The sequence below is a fragment of the Tardiphaga sp. OK246 genome, from assembly GCF_900188215.1.
Taxonomy (GTDB): Bacteria; Pseudomonadota; Alphaproteobacteria; order Rhizobiales; family Xanthobacteraceae; genus Tardiphaga; species Tardiphaga robiniae.
In genome coordinates, this window is the sequence record NZ_FZOX01000002.1 from 1124838 (window position 1) to 1141441 (window position 16604).

17 protein-coding genes are annotated in these 16604 nt (G+C 62.4%); 7 read left to right on the forward strand and 10 right to left on the reverse strand.

Annotation, left to right across the window (positions count from 1 at the left end; translation table 11 throughout):
* Nucleotides 1–75 precede the first annotated feature (75 nt).
* Nucleotides 76–1215 (forward strand): AI-2E family transporter, encoded by a 1140-nt coding sequence (locus tag CHC01_RS12725; protein ID WP_089264581.1) that lies wholly within the window; start codon nucleotides 76–78, stop codon nucleotides 1213–1215.
* 140 nt (nucleotides 1216–1355) lie between these two features.
* Here CHC01_RS12725 and CHC01_RS12730 read toward each other — a convergent pair whose 3' ends face one another.
* The 6 genes from CHC01_RS12730 to CHC01_RS12755 form a co-directional block, all read right to left on the reverse strand.
* Nucleotides 1356–1652 carry an antibiotic biosynthesis monooxygenase family protein gene (locus tag CHC01_RS12730; RefSeq protein ID WP_089264582.1) on the reverse strand — a complete coding sequence of 99 codons (297 nt, stop codon included), beginning with the start codon at nucleotides 1650–1652 and terminating at the stop codon, nucleotides 1356–1358.
* A 78-nt stretch (nucleotides 1653–1730) separates the two neighbouring features.
* The gene (locus CHC01_RS12735) at nucleotides 1731–1964 is read right to left on the reverse strand and encodes a hypothetical protein (protein WP_502695644.1); all 234 of its coding nucleotides are present in this window, start codon (nucleotides 1962–1964) and stop codon (nucleotides 1731–1733) included.
* A 39-nt stretch (nucleotides 1965–2003) separates the two neighbouring features.
* Nucleotides 2004–3248: a GGDEF domain-containing protein gene (locus tag CHC01_RS12740; protein WP_089264584.1), complete on the reverse strand. Its 1245-nt coding sequence runs from the start codon at nucleotides 3246–3248 to the stop codon at nucleotides 2004–2006.
* A 244-nt stretch (nucleotides 3249–3492) separates the two neighbouring features.
* Nucleotides 3493–3969: a 30S ribosomal protein S9 gene (gene rpsI / locus CHC01_RS12745; RefSeq protein ID WP_089264585.1), complete on the reverse strand. Its 477-nt coding sequence runs from the start codon at nucleotides 3967–3969 to the stop codon at nucleotides 3493–3495.
* Nucleotides 3969–4433, reverse strand: coding sequence for a 50S ribosomal protein L13 (gene rplM, locus CHC01_RS12750; protein WP_089264586.1), 465 nt, complete (start codon nucleotides 4431–4433; stop codon nucleotides 3969–3971). Before rplM ends, rpsI begins: the two co-directional genes overlap by 1 nt.
* 151 nt (nucleotides 4434–4584) lie before the next feature.
* Nucleotides 4585–5016 carry a PaaI family thioesterase gene (locus CHC01_RS12755; RefSeq protein WP_068730919.1) on the reverse strand — a complete coding sequence of 144 codons (432 nt, stop codon included), beginning with the start codon at nucleotides 5014–5016 and terminating at the stop codon, nucleotides 4585–4587.
* A gap of 76 nt (nucleotides 5017–5092) precedes the next feature.
* Here CHC01_RS12755 and CHC01_RS12760 point away from each other — a divergent pair, with 76 nt between their 5' ends.
* The 3 genes from CHC01_RS12760 to CHC01_RS12770 all read left to right on the forward strand — a co-directional run bounded on the left by CHC01_RS12760 (nucleotide 5093) and on the right by CHC01_RS12770 (nucleotide 7945).
* The gene (locus CHC01_RS12760; RefSeq protein ID WP_244558318.1) at nucleotides 5093–5914 is read left to right on the forward strand and encodes an enoyl-CoA hydratase; all 822 of its coding nucleotides are present in this window, start codon (nucleotides 5093–5095) and stop codon (nucleotides 5912–5914) included.
* Between the two features lie 5 nt (nucleotides 5915–5919).
* On the forward strand, nucleotides 5920–6516 hold the full coding sequence (locus tag CHC01_RS12765; protein ID WP_089264588.1) for a CoA-binding protein: 597 nt from the start codon (nucleotides 5920–5922) through the stop codon (nucleotides 6514–6516).
* Nucleotides 6517–6664: 148 nt separating this feature from the next.
* Nucleotides 6665–7945 carry an O-acetylhomoserine aminocarboxypropyltransferase gene (locus CHC01_RS12770; protein WP_068730964.1) on the forward strand — a complete coding sequence of 427 codons (1281 nt, stop codon included), beginning with the start codon at nucleotides 6665–6667 and terminating at the stop codon, nucleotides 7943–7945.
* 62 nt (nucleotides 7946–8007) lie between these two features.
* On the opposite strand, the gene CHC01_RS12775 is transcribed toward CHC01_RS12770, so the two are convergent.
* On the reverse strand, nucleotides 8008–8817 hold the full coding sequence (locus CHC01_RS12775) for an FTR1 family iron permease (protein ID WP_089264589.1): 810 nt from the start codon (nucleotides 8815–8817) through the stop codon (nucleotides 8008–8010).
* Nucleotides 8818–8936: 119 nt separating this feature from the next.
* Nucleotides 8937–10028, reverse strand: coding sequence for a COX15/CtaA family protein (locus CHC01_RS12780; protein ID WP_089264590.1), 1092 nt, complete (start codon nucleotides 10026–10028; stop codon nucleotides 8937–8939).
* 167 nt (nucleotides 10029–10195) lie between these two features.
* Between CHC01_RS12780 and CHC01_RS12785 the strand changes: the two genes are divergently transcribed.
* The gene (locus CHC01_RS12785) at nucleotides 10196–10420 is read left to right on the forward strand and encodes a DUF2842 domain-containing protein (RefSeq protein ID WP_089264591.1); all 225 of its coding nucleotides are present in this window, start codon (nucleotides 10196–10198) and stop codon (nucleotides 10418–10420) included.
* On the opposite strand, the gene CHC01_RS12790 is transcribed toward CHC01_RS12785, so the two are convergent.
* Nucleotides 10417–11454, reverse strand: coding sequence for a polysaccharide deacetylase family protein (locus tag CHC01_RS12790; protein WP_349636615.1), 1038 nt, complete (start codon nucleotides 11452–11454; stop codon nucleotides 10417–10419). The two genes, CHC01_RS12785 and CHC01_RS12790, sit on opposite strands and share 4 nt — an antisense overlap.
* Before the next feature lie 126 nt (nucleotides 11455–11580).
* Between CHC01_RS12790 and CHC01_RS12795 the strand changes: the two genes are divergently transcribed.
* On the forward strand, nucleotides 11581–12762 hold the full coding sequence (locus CHC01_RS12795; RefSeq protein ID WP_089264592.1) for a GNAT family N-acetyltransferase: 1182 nt from the start codon (nucleotides 11581–11583) through the stop codon (nucleotides 12760–12762).
* Nucleotides 12763–12893: 131 nt separating this feature from the next.
* Here CHC01_RS12795 and CHC01_RS12800 read toward each other — a convergent pair whose 3' ends face one another.
* Complete coding sequence (locus CHC01_RS12800) at nucleotides 12894–15197, reverse strand: GumC family protein (RefSeq protein WP_089264593.1); 2304 nt, start codon at nucleotides 15195–15197, stop codon at nucleotides 12894–12896.
* A 233-nt stretch (nucleotides 15198–15430) separates the two neighbouring features.
* On the opposite strand from CHC01_RS12800, the gene CHC01_RS12805 reads away from it, so the two are divergent.
* Nucleotides 15431–16564: a glycosyltransferase family 4 protein gene (locus CHC01_RS12805; RefSeq protein ID WP_089264732.1), complete on the forward strand. Its 1134-nt coding sequence runs from the start codon at nucleotides 15431–15433 to the stop codon at nucleotides 16562–16564.
* The last annotated feature ends 40 nt before the right edge of the window (nucleotides 16565–16604 follow it).

Here is a 16604-nt window from a genome sequence, read left to right on the forward strand (position 1 = left end):
CAAAGCGGCGATATGTCTTGATCCCCGATGCAATTGACGGAACAGTGAAAGTCCAATCGATGCAGAGGATCCACCGTGCCCGCAGAAGCCAATGTCCAGACGCGCAGCGACCTGACCTGGGCGATCACGGCGGGCGGCATCGCCACGGTGTCCTTTGCGATCCTCATAGGCTTCGCCTGGTACTTCTCGGGAACGCTATTCCTAATCTTCGCAGGCATCCTGCTTGGCGTAGCGCTCAATGCGCTGACGGAATTATTCGGGCGCTTCATGGGCGGCCCGCATCCCATGCGGCTCGTCATGATTTGCATCGTGCTCGCCGCGATGCTGGTGGGCGTGATGTATCTCGGCGGATCGACCATCGCCAATCAGGCCAAGACGCTGTCCGGCACCCTCAAGTCACAGGTCGTCAACGTAAAGACCTATCTCGAGCAACACGGCGTCGACACCAGCTATTTCGATTTCAACAGCATCACGTCGGATCCGCCCGCCGAGCCCGGCACGTCGCCCGCCACCTCAACACCGAAGTCCAGCGGCGGCTTGCCGAGCGCCGGCACCATCGCATCATCAGGTGGCGCCATTGTCAGCCAGACACTGAAGATCCTGCTTGGCACCGTCGGCGCGGTCGGCAACTTCTTCATCGTGCTGTTCTTGGGATTGTCGTTTGCCGCACAGCCCAGCGTCTATCGCAAAGGGCTGTTGCACCTGACGCCGCGAAAACATCGCGGGCCGATGACGGTTATCGTCGATCGCATCAGCGACACGCTGCAGCGCTGGCTGATCGCGCAGATGCTCACCATGGTGGTGGTCGGCGCCATTACCTGGATCGGACTGAAGCTGATCGGGATTCCCAGTGCCTTCATTCTCGGCGTTCAGGCCGGCCTGCTCGCCTTCATTCCCACCGTCGGCGCCCTGCTCGGCGGGTTGATCGTCGTGCTCGCCAGCCTTGCCTCGGGCTGGGTCGCCGCCGCGTCAGCCTTTGCGCTGTTCATGGGCGTGCATGCGCTGGAGAGCTACATCCTGACGCCGATCCTGCAGCGGCAGGCACTGGATATTCCGCCAGCCACACTGTTCGCGTTCCAGATCCTGCTCGGCGTGGTGTTCGGCGTCTGGGGCCTCGCATTGGCATTGCCGGTGCTGGCGATCGTCAAGGTCGTCATCGACTTCATGCGCGAAGAGGACGAAGCCTCCGCGCAGGATAAGGCGATGGCGGCGTAACCTGATCCCTCATCCTGAGGAGCGCGCCGAAGGCGCGCGTCTCGAAGGATGGCCACAGGCTTCGAGCCAAGTCAGCTCATGGTTCGAGACGGCGCTGAAGAAGCGCCTCCTCACCATGAGGGACTGAGTTTGGGTTACCCCTACGTGGCCAGCACAGTCTCGGTGTGCTCGACATAAGGCGGCGTTTCGAAATACGGGCCCACCAGCGCACGCCATTCGGCGAAATCGGGCGAGCCGCGGAAATCGACGGTGTGGTTTTCGAGGGTTTCCCACTTGGCGACGAGACGGTAGCGCGACGGCATCTCGACCGACTTGTGCAGCTCGAAGCCCTTGCCGCCCTTGGCGCGGAGGAACAGCGGTTTCGCCTTAGCGACGGCCGCCTCGAAATCTTTCTCGGTGCCCGGCTTGACGTCGATCTGTGCGATTTCAGTGATCATGGTTTCCCGACCCTTTGTTTTACGGTCGGTGTCTTTACCGCAAAGTCGGGGTTCGGTGAAGGAGCCGCCGAAAAGTGATCAGGCGAACAGCAGAACCGTGCCGACGACCATGACGCAGCAGCCGATGAAGGCGATGACCGGCAGTCTGCCGTGCTGCGCGCCGTAGCGCCCCTGCGCACGACGCTCGGTGATCAGCGCGGTCTCGTATTCGTCCGAGCTCGAAAACATGCAGGCAAAGCCGGCACGGGCCGAAGCGGCAGCCGCTTCGAGCGACATCAAAGCAGTATTGGAAGTCGAGTCAGGCGAGGTCATCATGCAATGACCATAGGGATCGAATGGTAAACGGATCCTTTATCGTGCGCCGCTTGCCGTCATCGTGACCGCAGCCCGCACGACGCTCGGCTTCGCCGTTTGCCCGATCGCCGCAGCGCGGCGCCCCTGCTCCAGTGACAGCGGTTCTTCTTCCGCGGCCTGCACGCGGTTGCGTCCGCTGCGCTTGGCCTGGTAGAGCGCAGTGTCCGCGGCAGCCAGCAGGACGTCGAGTTCAGTGCCGGCCGGTCCGCCGGCCACACCGATACTCACGGTGGTCGCGACCGGCGCCTCGTCGACCTGGATACCGCAGGTCGCAAACGCCTCGCGCACGCGCTCGGCCGCCTGCATCGCCTCGTCCAGGCTGCAGGGCAACATCGCCGCAAACTCCTCGCCGCCGATGCGGCCCGACAGGTCGGTGATCCGCAGCGTATGCGTGATGACCGTGGCGAATAGTTTCAGCACCTCGTCGCCGGCGGGATGGCCGAAGCGATCGTTGATCGACTTGAAATGATCGATGTCGAAGATCATGACCGTGACTGGGCGGCCTGCCTTCGCTTCGCGCTCGATCATCCGCGCCGTCGCCTCGGAGAAGCCGCGGCGGTTGAACAGGCCGGTGAGCGGATCGCAGGACGCCGCGACCTTGTGCGCCGTGACCGCACGCTCGGACACCAGCATGAAGATCAGGAACACCGTGCCGACCGCATAGAGCACGAGCTCGACGGCAAAGGCCGTGACCCAGATGCTGTTGCCGAAATTGCTGTGATCGCCATGCAGCAGATCGCCGAGCAGGATCGGCAGCATCAGGACGAAACCATGCAGCATCGGCACCAAAATGGTCGGCCACCGCCGTTGCACCGCCTTGCGACGCTCGTTCCACAATTCATGCGCCGTCAACATCGCATAAAGCGCGACGATGCCGGCGCCGATGGTCATGCGCAGCGACGCAGCCTCAGCCGGCAGGGTGAAGATGACAGCGATCCAGGCGATGGCGCCGAGAAACAGGCCGGCCCAGCTCGGCCTGCGGCCATGGAACACGCGCGCAGCGTTCCACACCATGCCGCAGGCCACGAAGCCCACGGCATTGAATGCCAGCGACAGCACGTCGCCCAGGAGCGACGCGGCAAGTGTCCACAATGCGACCGATACGGCGCCGAGCAGGTAAGCCAGCCCCCACCAGTTGAGGGCCGCGATCTTTTCCTGTCGTCCGAAGAACAGCAGCATCCCGCCCAACATCGCCGCAACCAGGGTTGCCACCAAATAGAGCGTGGAAGAATCGAGCGACATATTTGAGCACCGGCAATTGTTGCGAGATTTCCGGACCATCATGATTCGGAGTGGCCTCTTCGCCATCATCGAACATACGAGTGTACCGATTGGAAATCCGTTTGCGCGCCTGCACAAGTTTTCACGAAAAACTGCATCAATCTGTCGATATCCGGAATGTCCTGGAACGCAAAAAGGGCGCCCGAAGGCGCCCTTTTCAAAATTGTATTCACCGCATTTGCAGCAAATTTTATCGAAGCAGAAATTAGCGCTTCGAGAACTGGAAGGACTTGCGGGCTTTCGCCTTGCCGTACTTCTTGCGCTCGACGACACGCGAGTCGCGGGTCAGGAAGCCGCCCTTCTTGAGGACGCCGCGCAGATCCGGCTCGAAGCAGGTCAGAGCCTTGGAGATGCCGTGGCGCACGGCACCGGCCTGGCCCGACAGACCGCCACCGGCAACGGTGCAGATCACGTCGTACTGGCCAGCGCGGGCTGCAGCGACCAGCGGCTGCTGGATGAGCATGCGCAGCACCGGACGAGCGAAGTACACTTCGACTTCACGGGTGTTGACGACAACCTTGCCGGCGCCCGGCTTGATCCAGACACGAGCGACAGCGTCCTTACGCTTGCCGGTCGCATAGGCGCGGCCCTGCTTGTCGACCTTCTTGACGTACTTCGGGGCATCCGGAGCGGACACCTTCAGCGACGCCAGCTGATCGAGAGACTGCATGGTATCCGACATTATGCGGCCCTCTTGTTCTTGCGGTTCAAAGCGCCGACATCGAATGCTTCCGGCTGCTGGGCCTCGTGCGGGTGCTCTGCACCGGCATAAACACGCAGATTGCCGAACTGGACGCGACCGAGCGGACCGCGCGGGATCATGCGCTCAACAGCCTTCTCGACAACGCGCTCCGGGAAACGACCTTCGAGGATCGACTTCGCAGTGCGTTCCTTGATGCCGCCGATGAAGCCGGTGTGGTGATAGTAGACCTTGTCGTCGCGCTTGCGGCCGGTGAAAACCACCTTGTCCGCGTTGACGATGATGACATGGTCGCCGCAATCAACATGCGGGGTGTAGGTCGGGAGGTGCTTGCCGCGCAGCCGCATTGCGACCAGCGTGGCCAGCCGGCCCACCACGAGACCAGTGGCGTCGATGACGATCCACTTCTTCGTGATCTCGGCGGGCTTTGCCGAAAACGTCTTCATTGTGAATATCCATGAAAAGGGGATATCGGCGGTGATCCGCCGAACTGAGCGCGTTTCTAGATAGACAACCGGATTCCGTCAATGCCAAATATGGCAGAATTCGTCAGTTAAATCATTACGTTATAATTATGGTTCTATAATACCCTATAAATTACCCAACGTTCGGAATGGAATAGGTCGACGTCACATGGGCGATCGGATCGGCGGAAGTGCCTGATAACAGGGTCACTTCCCCCACTGCGAGGCGTTTTCCGAGCTTCAGCAGCTTGGCGGCTGCCAGGACGTCCTGGCCCGGCAGGCCCTTGCGCAGGAAATTGATGTTCAGGCTGGTGGTCACCGCGAGACCGACCGGACCGATGGCCGACAGTAGCACGACGTACATGGCAAAATCGGCCAGGGCCATCAGTGTCGGACCCGATACCGTGCCGCCCGGCCGCAGCATGCGTTCGCCATAGGTCTGCCGCAGCAGGCAAGTGGTACCATCAGCGCTTTCAATCGCGATATCGCCGGCGCCAAAGGCCTGCGGGAACTCGCGCTTCAGAAACGCCTCGAGTTCAGCCACGCTCATTTTCGCAGTCGCCATGTCTCCACCCTGCTCTCGCTTGTGCCGTCCTGTTACAATATGGTGACGGTCCTGCCCAGCGATGGAATCTCAAGTCATGGTTCAACCAGCACGCGCGGAAACAGCGCGGCCATCCATTCTTCTGCGTGAAACGGTCGGCAGCATCGGCGTGTTGACGCTGAATCGTCCGGCCGCCCGCAACAGTTTCTCCGAAGGACTGATCGGCGAATTGCACGCCGCCCTCGATGACATGGCCGGCGACAAGACCGTGCGCGCCGTGGTGATCGCCGCCAGCGGCTCGGTCTTCTCCGCCGGACACGACCTGAAAGAACTCACCGCGCGCCGCACTGATGCCGATCGCGGCCGCGCCTATTTCGCGCATATGATGACGATCTGCAGCGCCATGATGCAGACCATCGTGCGGCTGCCGAAGCCGGTGATCGCCGCCGTGCAAGGCGTCGCCACTGCTGCAGGTTGCCAACTCGTGGCGAGCTGCGATCTCGCTATCGCCTCCGAGCACGCAAAATTCGCGACGCCCGGCGTCGATATCGGCCTGTTCTGTTCGACGCCCATGGTGGCGCTGTCGCGCAACGTACCGCGCAAGCAGGCGATGGAAATGCTGCTGACCGGCGAGCCCATCTCCGCCGACCGCGCGCGCGAGATCGGCCTGGTCAACCGCGTGGTGCCCGCCGGCACCGAACGCGATGCTGCGATCGCGCTGGCAGAACAAGTGGCGCACAAGTCGGCGCATACGGTGAAGATCGGCAAGGAAGCTTTCTATCGCCAGGCCGAGATGACTCTCGCGGATGCCTATCGCTTCGCCGCTGAAGTGATGACCGAGAATATGATGGCCCGCGATGCCGAGGAAGGCATCGGCGCGTTCATCGCAAAGCGCGAGCCGAAGTGGGAAGACCGGTAATTGAAATGAACCACGACAGCTATAACGACGCCTATATCCGCGAGATCCTCAACACCGTCAAAACCGTCGCGATGGTTGGAGCCTCCCCGCAAAACGTGCGGCCGAGCTATTTCGTGTTCAAGTATCTCGCCGAACGCGGCTACGACATGATCCCGATCAATCCCGGCCAGGTCGGCAAGAGCCTGCTGGGCAAGCCGTTCATCGCCTCGCTGCAGGAGATCGGTCGCCCGATCGACATGATCGACATCTTCCGCAGCGCCGAGCATGTCATCCCGATCGTCGACATCATACTGACGCTCAATCCGCTGCCCAGGGTGGTCTGGATGCAGCTCGGCGTGCGCCATGATGAGGCCGCCGTCAAGCTTGAAGCCGCGGGCATCAAAGTGGTGATGAACCGCTGCCCCAAGATCGAATATGGCCGGCTGTCGTCGGAGATCCAGTGGATGGGTGTCAATTCGCGCACGCTCAGCTCCAAGCGCGCGCCGATTCCAACCCAGGGCATGCGGCTGTCGCTGAATCGCAGCAGCCTTGGCGGTGGCAGCACCGCTGCGGCCGATCGCGTTGCGCAGCAAAATAACAAGGACAAGAACGACACCGCCTGACGGTGCGTTTCGCGATTTTATTTCCTTTGAAATGACACAGCGCAGCACGACTGTTGCGAAGTCAGGGCAAAATGCCGCCTCGCCTTGACGGCAGCGCTGCGCCCGATCAGGTTGGCGCCAACAAACCGCTATTCGACAGGGAGTGATGATGAACGATCGTATTCCAGGCTTCGGCACCCTCGCCGTCCATGCCGGCGCGCAGCCCGACCCGACCACCGGCGCGCGCGCGACGCCGATCTATCAGACCACTTCGTTCGTCTTCAACGACGCGGATCACGCCGCCTCGTTGTTCGGCCTGCAATCCTTCGGCAACATCTATACGCGCATCACCAATCCGACCACGGCTGTCCTCGAGGAACGCGTCGCAGCACTGGAAGGCGGCACGGCCGCCCTCGCCGTCGCGTCCGGCCATGCCGCGCAGCTCGTGGTGTTTCAGCAGCTGCTGCAGCCCGGCGACGAATTCATCGCCTCGCGCAAGCTCTATGGCGGTTCGATCAACCAGTTCAGCCACGCCTTCAAGAGCTTTGGCTGGAACGTGGTGTGGGCAGATCCCGATGACGTCCCGTCGTTCGAGCGCGCGGTGACCGACAAGACCAAGGCGATCTTCATCGAATCCATCGCCAATCCTGCCGGCTCGATCACCGATATCGAGGCGGTCGCGGCCGTGGCCCGCAAGGCCGGCGTTCCCTTGATCGTCGATAACACCCTGGCGACGCCCTATTTGATCAAGCCGATCGACCACGGCGCCGACATCGTCGTGCATTCGCTGACCAAGTTTCTCGGCGGCCACGGCAACTCGCTCGGCGGCATCATCGTGGATGCGGGCACCTTCGACTGGTCGAAAGGCAACAAATATCCGGTGCTGTCAGAGCCGCGCCCGGAATATCACGGCATCAAGCTGCAGGAGACGTTCGGCAACTTCGCTTTCGCCATTGCTTGCCGCGTACTCGGCCTGCGCGATCTCGGCCCGGCGCTGTCGCCATTCAACGCGTTCCTGATCCAGACCGGCATCGAGACGCTGCCGCTGCGCATGCAGCGCCACAGCGACAATGCCAAGGCGGTCGCCGAATGGCTGTCGGCCCATCCGAAAGTGGCGGCGGTGAATTATTCGGGATTGTCGGATAACCGCTATCACACCCTCGCGCGCAAATATGCGCCGAAGGGCGCGGGCGCCGTGTTCACCTTCAGCCTGAAGGGCGGCTACGACGCCGGCGTCAGCCTGGTGTCGAACCTGAAACTGTTCTCGCATCTTGCCAATGTCGGCGACACCCGTTCGCTGGTGATCCATCCGGCTTCGACCACCCACAGCCAGCTCGACGACGAAGCCAAGACGCGCTCCGGCGCCGGACCCGACGTTGTCAGGCTGTCTGTCGGCATCGAGGACAAGGAAGATCTGATCGCGGATCTCGAACAGGCGCTGAACGCGTAAGTTCTTCCCTCGCCCCGCCAGGCGAAGCAAAGCTTCGCTAGGCGGGGCGAGGTTAAGAAGCGCTAGGCCTGACCGCGCATCGCTTTCGCTTCGCGGATCAAACGCGCATTACGCTGGAACACCGAATAGGTCGCCAGCGCAAACAGCACCACCAGCAACTGGATCGACAGCGCTTCCAGCGTCGGATTGAAGCCGATTGCCGTGAGGAACGAACTGCCCGGCGCGTCGGTGACCGGGATCATCGCCTGTTCCTGGAATTCCTGGATTGCTTCGCCAATGAACTTGATGCCCATCACGAACAGGAAGGCCGAGGTGATGATGAACAGCGGCCGCAGCGGGATGCGCTGGGCAATCATGTTGATGAAGTAGAACAGCACGACCAGACCTGCGGTCGCCGCCGCCAGACCACCGAACAGTCCGACGCTCCAGCCGCCTTCGGTGGTCGCGAGCGTGTTGATGAACAGCACCGTCTCGGCGCCCTCACGAAACACCGCGAGAAATGCCAGCATCGCGACGGCGAGACCCGTATCCTGCGCGAGCGCCTGATCCGCCTTCGCCGCCAGATAATCCTGCCAGCCGCGCGGATCCTGCTTCACCATCAGCCAGCCGCTGACATAGAGCATCAGGCCTGCCGCAAACAGGATGACGATGGCTTCAAAGACATCGCTGTGATCGCCGGAATTGAACACCGCAAAAGCCCAGGCCGCGATCAGGCTGGCGAGGATCGCCGCCAGCGCGCCCAGATAGAGCGCGGTCACGCGATGGCCGCCGCCGGATTTCCTGAGATAGCCCGCCAGCGCCGCGATCACGAGCATGGCCTCGAGACCCTCGCGCAGCAGAATGACGGCGGCCTGAATGAATGCGGAGGACATGACCCAATCCCGTGTGGTGGTGCGTCGTATCTATTGCGCACTGCGCGTGAGCGAAAGCCGCACAGCCACACGACTGCGTCAACTCCGTTACAATCGTTCTAGTCGGTAACGCGCAACAGCTAGGCGGCCTTGCCGACCGCGAGGTCGAGCTGACGCTCCGTCAATGCCGCCCCGCGCGGCTTCATCCGCTCCACCTGCAGGATCGCCAGCGTCAGAACCACGATCGCGACCGCCTGATGCGTCAGCGCCAGATCGATCGGCACCTGATGCAGCAGCGTGAGAATGCCGAGTGCTGCCTGCACCGCGATCGATGCTGCCAGCCACAGCGCGCCATTGACGACGGCGTTCCCTGCCCGCGCGCGGATCGCATCGATCACATGCCAGATCGCGAGTGCGAACAACACATAGGCGGTCATGCGATGCTGGAACTGAACCGTCAGCGTGTTGTCGAACATGTTGCGCCACCACGGCTCCTCGAAGAACAGCCGCGACGCAGACGGGATCAGCGCGCCGTCGATCTCCGGCCAGGTGTTGAAGACGCGACCGGCGCGCAGACCCGCAACCAGCGCACCGAAATAGATCTGCAGGAAGGTCAGCCCCAACAATACCCAGCTCGTCACGCGCAAGCGACTTGCCGCCAGCACCGGCGCACGGTCGCTCAGGCGGCGCAGCGTCCAGACGATGGCGGCGAAGATGATCAGTGCCAGCATCAGATGCGCCGCGAGACGATATTGCGAGACTTCCACGCGCTTGGTCAGGCCCGATGCCACCATCCACCAGCCCACCGCGCCCTGCAGGCCGCCGAGACCGAAGATCACCCACAGCCGCTTCTTCAGTTCCGAGGTGAGAACGCCGCGCCACAGGAACCAGAGGAACGGCAGCAGGAACACCACGCCGATGACGCGGCCGAGCAGACGATGGCTCCACTCCCACCAGAAGATGGTCTTGAACTCGTGGAGCGTCATGCCGGAATTGAGTTCGCGATATTGCGGGATCTGCTTGTAGGCCTCGAAGGCCGCGATCCAGTGCGATTCATCGAGCGGCGGAATGGCGCCGGTCACCGGCTTCCATTCGACAATCGACAGGCCGGACTCGGTGAGCCGCGTCGCGCCGCCGACCAGCACCATCGCCACGATCATCGCGGCCACGGCAATCAGCCACCAGCGCACCGGGCGTAATTCCTTGTGGCGGGTTTGGGACAAAGCGGTCATCGCAGGGGTCTCGGGAACAGCCGCAAAATCAGCGACAAAATCAGCGCCAAAAACCCAGCGCCTTGAATGAAATTTCGAGCCCCTTATAGTCCGCCCGCGAAGGCCTGCAAAGTTGGGCACTTTGCCTAACCCGATCTCAGGCCGACTTTGGACCGCACATTTCTGTCATGACCATCCGCACCCGCAAATTCTTCGGAACCATCTTTCTGCTGATCCTCGTGGTGGTGTGGTCGCTGCTCGGCATGACCATCGCGCAGACCCCCTGGCTGGCCAATAACGGCTGGCTGCAGGCAGCCTTCTATGTCATCGCCGGTCTCGGCTGGGTGCTGCCGGCGATGCCGATCATCAGCTGGATGGGCAAAGCCGATCCCGTGGATCCCGAGGCCGGCTAGCGCTGCGCGCCCGCACCGAGCATCACGCCGGATACCATCACCCGCAAGGCGCGCAACGACTGCCGCCGGCCGTCCCAGGCCAACCGCGGCAGTGCATGCAGATCCGATCCACCATTAACCTCGATGACGCCGGGCAGCGATGTCACGGCGCTGGCAAAGCCGGCCTGCGCCACCATCGCGACGTGCCGCTTGTCGAACGAGGCTTTATCGCCGAACGGATAGGCGAAATGTCGTGGCTCATAGGGCAGCGCAGCTTGCGCCACGGCCTGCCCCATGGCGATCTCGCGCGACGCCGCGCTGTCGCCGAGATTGGCGAGCGCCGGATAGTCGACCGTGCTGCTGCCGATCATCGCCCGCGGATTCCCCGCAAACGTGGCCACATCGTCCCAATGCATCGCAGCATGACGTGACAGGGTCGCATTATCGACCGAATAGCGTTTGCAGAGATCGTTCGCCGCGACGGCCAGTTCGTGCGGAGGCAACGTCCGCATCCAGCTATCGAGGTAATAGTAGGTGCGATATTTGTCGGCAGTCGTGGCCGTTTCGAAATGCCGCTGCCGGTGATCGATGATCAGGCTGATGCGATCATGTGTTGCGATCGCCTGCTCCAGCGCCAGCCACCACATGGCACCGAGCCCATCGGCAAAGGCGCTCGGCAGATAGAGCGTGAATGGCACCTCATGCGCCTGAAGCAGCGGATAGGCGAAATCGATGAAGTCGCGCGTGCCGCCATCGAAGGTCAGCGCCACGAAGCGCCGTCCTGTGCGGGGTAAGCTGGCGCGGCGACACGCCTCGTCCATGCCCACGATATCGACGGGCCAGCGCTTCAGCGCGCGGATCGTGCGATCGAGAAACCACGGTGTGATCTCGTGGGTTTTCAGCGGCTGGAATGCATCCTGCCGGGGCGGTCGCACGCGTTCGAATTTGAGGATGATACCGGCACCGCCCCGGCTGCGTTCCAGCAGACGGTGCATGCCGCTGAGATAAGTCAGCTCGAAGCCGAGCGCCAACAGCCAACCGGTCTTGTATGACACCGCAGATTCCCCCAAGCGGCGTCATGCCTCTCGCCAGTCGGCTATTGTCATTACTGTTTGTTGACATTTCTTTGCAAAGGTCGCCCCAAACCTGAAAATCTAAACAAAATCTGAAACAGGCTCGCGATGACCATGGCTGCTGTGATGGAAACACCTGTGGCGATGGCAACTGCGAGCCGCATCGCGCGCGTCGATGTGATCAGCGATTTCAGCGCCGCCGAAGCCGTCTGGCGCAGCTTTGAGACGTCCGAACAGCTTTCCACGCCCTATCAGCGCTTCGACTTCCAGTCGGCCTGGCAGACCCATATCGGCGTCCAGGAAGGCTTGAAGCCCTTCATCATCATCGCCTATGACGCCGCACATCAGCCGCTGATGTTGTTGCCGCTCGCCGTCAGCCGCGAAAACGGCATGCGCGTCGCCGGCTATCTCGGCGGCAAGCACGTCACCTTCAACATGCCGCTGTTCCGGCGCGACTTCGCGGCGCAGGCGACAAAGGCCGATATCGACGCGCTGCTGCACGGCATCCAGCAGCACAGCGAAACCGTCGACGTCCTCGCGCTGGTCCGTCAGCCAAAAAGCTGGATCGGCATCGACAATCCGCTCGCGCTGCTGCCAAGCCAGGCCTCGACCAATGATTGTCCGGTGCTGAAGATGGTGCCCGGCGAAGCCGCGACAGATCGCATCAGCAATTCATTCCGCAAGCGTCTCAAGACCAAGGAAGGCAAGTACCGAAATCTTGCCGGCTATCGCTACATGCACGCGAAGACGGAGGCCGAGGTGAAGCGTGTGCTCGACGCCTTCTTCGCCATCAAGCCGCTGCGCATGGCCGAACAGAACCTCCCCAACGTCTTCGCCGAGCCCGGTGTCGAGGCCTTCATCCGCCAGGCCTGCACGACGCCGCGGGCGAACGGCTACACCATCGATATCCACGCGCTCGCATGCGACGAGGAAGTGATCGCGATGTTCGCCGGTGTCGCCGACGACAGCCGCTTCTCGATGATGTTCAACACCTACACCATGTCGGAGAATGCCAAATACAGCCCCGGCCTGATCCTGATGCGCACCATCATCGATGCCTATGCCGAGCGCGGCGTGACCTCGCTGGATCTCGGCATTGGCGGCGACGACTACAAGCGGATGTTCTGCAAGGATGACGAGCCAATCTTCGACAGTTTCGTGCCGCTCACCACGCGCGGCAGGCTCGGCGCCATGGGCCTGTCATCCTTCGCCCATGCCAAGCGGATCGTGAAGCAGACACCTGCCTTGCTGCAGATGGCACAGATGCTGCGCCACGCGTTTCAGCGGTAACGAATACCTTCAATTGGCAATTGAAACGACGTCATGCCCGGGCTTGACCCGGGCATCCACGTCTTAGTCGTTGCGTTGAGGCGAAGGCGTGGATGGCCGGGTCAAGCCCGGCCATGACGAGGGTTCGTCGACTACGCCGCAAACACGCGGCCGCCCGGCCCGACCGGGTCGTTGGCCGGCGGCGTTGAGCGCAACATCTTCACGTCGGCGAAGCCCACGGCCTTGAGCTGTTCGGCCATCAGCTCGCGCGCATCCATGCTCATGGTGACTTCCGGCACCACCACGGCGCGGGCCTGGTCGGTCAGAAGTCCCGCCGGGAGATCGGCCGCGGTGCCGGCATCCAGCAGCACGTGATCATAGACGCGCAGCAGCGCATCGAGCGCCATGGTCAGGCGCGGCGACTGCAACAGCGAGCGATCTGCGCCAGCGCGGCCGGCGGCGACCATATGCAGGCCCGACATCCGGTCCTTGGTGATGACCTGGCCGAACGACGCCTCGCCCAGCATCAGCTCCGCCAGTCCGGGTGCACGCGGATCATTCGACACGGCTTCCAGTGTCGGCGACGACGAGGCCAGATCGACCAGAACGACTTTCGCGTCGCGCGACAGGATGCGCGACAGTGTCAGCGCGGTCAGTGTGATATTGTCGTTGTGGCCGGTGCCGAGGATCGTGATCTTGCGCGCCGATTTCCCGGCAGCGCGAAACTCCTGGGCAAGCTGTTCGATTTCGCTGACACCGGCAGCCAGTTCAGGATGGGTGTCGCGCACCACGGGCTGCGCCACAGCGACGGGAGCCGGCTCAGGCACGATGCCCGGCGCAACGACAGTTTCCGGCTCACGCACGGCAGCAGGCACCTGATCGACGAACGGCTTGAACGCCGGCTCGGTGACGCGGGCCTGTGCAACAGGGGCCATCGGTGCAGCACCGCGCGGCGCGGTCATGCGCAGCAGCTCGCTTGTGACGATACCGCCCGCCGTGAGCATTAGTGTTGCCAGCGTCGCGATCAACACGATCGGGAGTTTTTTCGGATAGGCTGGCGTATTGGACACGATGGCCCGGGAGATGATCCGGCCATCGGTCGGCGCCGCCTCGATATTCTCACGCGTGGACGCCTCGCGGTATTTCGCCAGATAGGACTCGAGCAGATCGCGCTGCGCCCTCGCCTCGCGCTCCAGCGCCCGCAACTGCACGTCCTGGCCGTTGCTGGATGTTGCCTGGCGCTTCAGCTGTTCGAGATTGTTGGTGAGGCCATCGACGCGCCCGCTGGCGATGCGCGCATCGTTCTCGAAGATGCGCGACAGTTTGGCGGCTTCGTCACGCAATTGCTTGTCGAGATCGCCGAGCTGCGCCCGCAGCTCCTTGATGCGCGGATGCGCGTCGAGCAGCGTCGAAGACTGTTCGGCGAGCTGCGCACGCAGCGTCACCCGCTGCTCGGAGAGCCGGCGGATCAGATCGGAATTCAGCACTTCCGAGAATTCGATCGGCTTGCCGGTCTGCAGCATGTCCTTGATGAGCCGCGCCTTCGACTCGGCATCGGACTTCAGCGAGCGCGCATTGTTGAGCTGGCTGTTGATCTCGCCGAGCTGCTGGTTGGAGAGCGACGTATTGTTGGTGCCGATGAACAGGCTGGACTTGGAGCGGAATTCCTCCGCGCGCGCTTCCGCCTCGACGACCTTCTTGCGCAGGTCATCGATCTCGCCGGACAGCCATTGCCCGGCCGATCGCGCCTGGTTCTGCCGCGCGTTCTGCTGCATCACTAGGTAGCCGTCGGCAATCGAATTGGCGACGCGCGCGGCGAGTTCAGGATCGCGCGACTGGAATTCGACGACCATGACGCGCGACTTGTCGACCGCATAGGCCGTCAGGCGCTCGTAATACGCATCGAGCACGCGCTCTTCGGGCGTCATCGAGAACGGATCGCGGCCAATGCCCATCAGGCCGAGCAACGACCGCCATGGCTGCGCGCCCTGCAGCACCGGATCGAATTCCGGGCGCTCCGCGAGCTTGTTCTTCTTGATGATCTCCCGGGCAAGATCGCGCGACAGCAACAGCTGCACCTGGCTGGTCACGGCTTCTGCGTCGAGAGAGGTACGCTCTTCGTTGCGCTCGCCGCTGGGTCGCAAGAAAACGTTTTCACGCCCGTCGATCAAAATGCGTGCTTCCGACTTGAAGCGCGGCGTGATCATGTTGACGATGACGAGCGAGCCGACAAGTGCCAGCAGCGTCGGAACGAGGATCCACATCTTGCGGCGGATGAGCGCCTGCCACAGCGCGCGCAGATCGAGGTCGCCGAGATCGGGCGCCGGCGCAGCGATCACGCGCTCTGCTTTCTTCTCCGGATTTTTGCGAGAAACCGGGTTTGGCATGGTTGGCGCCTTGATGGCCCGTTCGACCGACGCATCGCCCTTGCCTGCACGCCAGAATGCCAAACGCATCGCCTACCCCACCCAAACGCCACTGCGTCTACTCAACGGAATCGATTAAAGACGATTAAGGTTGCCGCGCGGTTAATTGGCAGGCTGATACCGGGACGTTGCAGCGGAAGCCTGAATCCACACGGTTTTTTAACGACGAAGGCTCTTATTGGATTCAATTGCTTCAGGGATTTTCCGATGTGCGTTCCAGCTCCCGGCGACGCCCTCCTCGTCAGCGAATGCCGATTCTGATCATGAGCGCACCTTCGGACACGCCGCTTCGCATCCTGCACGCTGTCCGCGCGCCGGTCGGCGGCATCTTTCGCCACATCATCGATGTCGCCAACGGCCAGGCTGATCGCGGCCATGAAGTCGGCATCGTCGCCGACAGTCTGACCGGCGGCGACCGCGCCCGCGATGCACTGGCCGAGATTGCCCCACGCCTGAAGCTGGGCACCTATCGCCTGCCGATCCACCGCGAGCCCCATCCGGGCGACGTGCTGGTCTGGATGCAGTTCATGCGCCTCGTCAGCCGGCTGAAGCCCGACGTGTTGCATGGCCACGGCGCCAAGGCCGGCGCCTTCGTGCGCCTGAAGGCAAAGTCGAACAACGTCATCCGTATCTACACGCCGCATGGCGGTTCGCTGCATTATCCGCAAAATACGGCGAAAGGCGCCTTCTACAGCCGCCTCGAGCGCGCGCTGATGAACCGCACCGAACTGTTCCTGTTCGAGAGCGCCTTCGCCCGCGACACCTATCAACGCATGATCGGCACCCCGTCAGGCCTCGTGAAATGCGTGTTCAACGGCGTGACATCTGGCGAATTCGACCCCATCGAGCCCGCCGATGACGCCACCGATGTCTGCTATGTCGGCGAGTTCCGCCGCATCAAGGGCGCGGATCTGCTGATCGATGCCGTCGCGCGCCTGCGGGCGGACGGGCAGCCCGTTACCCTGACGCTGGGCGGCGACGGCGAAGAGACCAACGCATTGAAGACGCAGATAACGCGCCTCGGTCTCACCGACGCCGTACGCTTCATCGGCCATGTCAAACCGCGTTACGGCTTCTCGAAAGGACGCCTGCTGGTGGTTCCATCGCGCGGCGACTCGATGCCCTATGTCGTGATCGAGGCCGCCGCTGCGGGCGTTCCGATGATCGCCGCCAATGTCGGCGGCATTCCGGAAATCTTCGGATCGCACACCTCCGCTCTGTTCCAGTCGAACAATGTCGACGCCATGGCCGCGGCGATCAAAACTGCTCTCGATGACATCGCCGCTGCGCGCGCCCGTGCACAATTGCTCCGTGAGCGCATCGCGGAACATTTCTCGCAGGACGCAATGGTCGAGGGCGTCATCGAAGGCTATCGCAGCGCATTTGCGAAACGTTAACTCTCCTTAACCTGTAACCAAATCTTCCGATTTGTCCGGT

Coding starts and splice junctions, on each gene's coding strand:
- CHC01_RS12730 (WP_089264582.1), bottom strand. CDS start 1,652: ATGATCACTGAAATCGCACAGATCGACGTCAAGCCGGGCACCGAGAAA.
- CHC01_RS12735 (WP_502695644.1), bottom strand. CDS start 1,964: ATGACCTCGCCTGACTCGACTTCCAATACTGCTTTGATGTCGCTCGAA.
- CHC01_RS12740 (WP_089264584.1), bottom strand. CDS start 3,248: ATGTCGCTCGATTCTTCCACGCTCTATTTGGTGGCAACCCTGGTTGCG.
- rpsI (WP_089264585.1), bottom strand. CDS start 3,969: ATGTCGGATACCATGCAGTCTCTCGATCAGCTGGCGTCGCTGAAGGTG.
- rplM (WP_089264586.1), bottom strand. CDS start 4,433: ATGAAGACGTTTTCGGCAAAGCCCGCCGAGATCACGAAGAAGTGGATC.
- CHC01_RS12755 (WP_068730919.1), bottom strand. CDS start 5,016: ATGGCGACTGCGAAAATGAGCGTGGCTGAACTCGAGGCGTTTCTGAAG.
- CHC01_RS12760 (WP_244558318.1), top strand. CDS start 5,093: ATGGTTCAACCAGCACGCGCGGAAACAGCGCGGCCATCCATTCTTCTG.
- CHC01_RS12765 (WP_089264588.1), top strand. CDS start 5,920: ATGAACCACGACAGCTATAACGACGCCTATATCCGCGAGATCCTCAAC.
- CHC01_RS12770 (WP_068730964.1), top strand. CDS start 6,665: ATGAACGATCGTATTCCAGGCTTCGGCACCCTCGCCGTCCATGCCGGC.
- CHC01_RS12775 (WP_089264589.1), bottom strand. CDS start 8,817: ATGTCCTCCGCATTCATTCAGGCCGCCGTCATTCTGCTGCGCGAGGGT.
- CHC01_RS12780 (WP_089264590.1), bottom strand. CDS start 10,028: ATGACCGCTTTGTCCCAAACCCGCCACAAGGAATTACGCCCGGTGCGC.
- CHC01_RS12785 (WP_089264591.1), top strand. CDS start 10,196: ATGACCATCCGCACCCGCAAATTCTTCGGAACCATCTTTCTGCTGATC.
- CHC01_RS12795 (WP_089264592.1), top strand. CDS start 11,581: ATGACCATGGCTGCTGTGATGGAAACACCTGTGGCGATGGCAACTGCG.
- CHC01_RS12800 (WP_089264593.1), bottom strand. CDS start 15,197: ATGCGTTTGGCATTCTGGCGTGCAGGCAAGGGCGATGCGTCGGTCGAA.
- CHC01_RS12805 (WP_089264732.1), top strand. CDS start 15,431: ATGAGCGCACCTTCGGACACGCCGCTTCGCATCCTGCACGCTGTCCGC.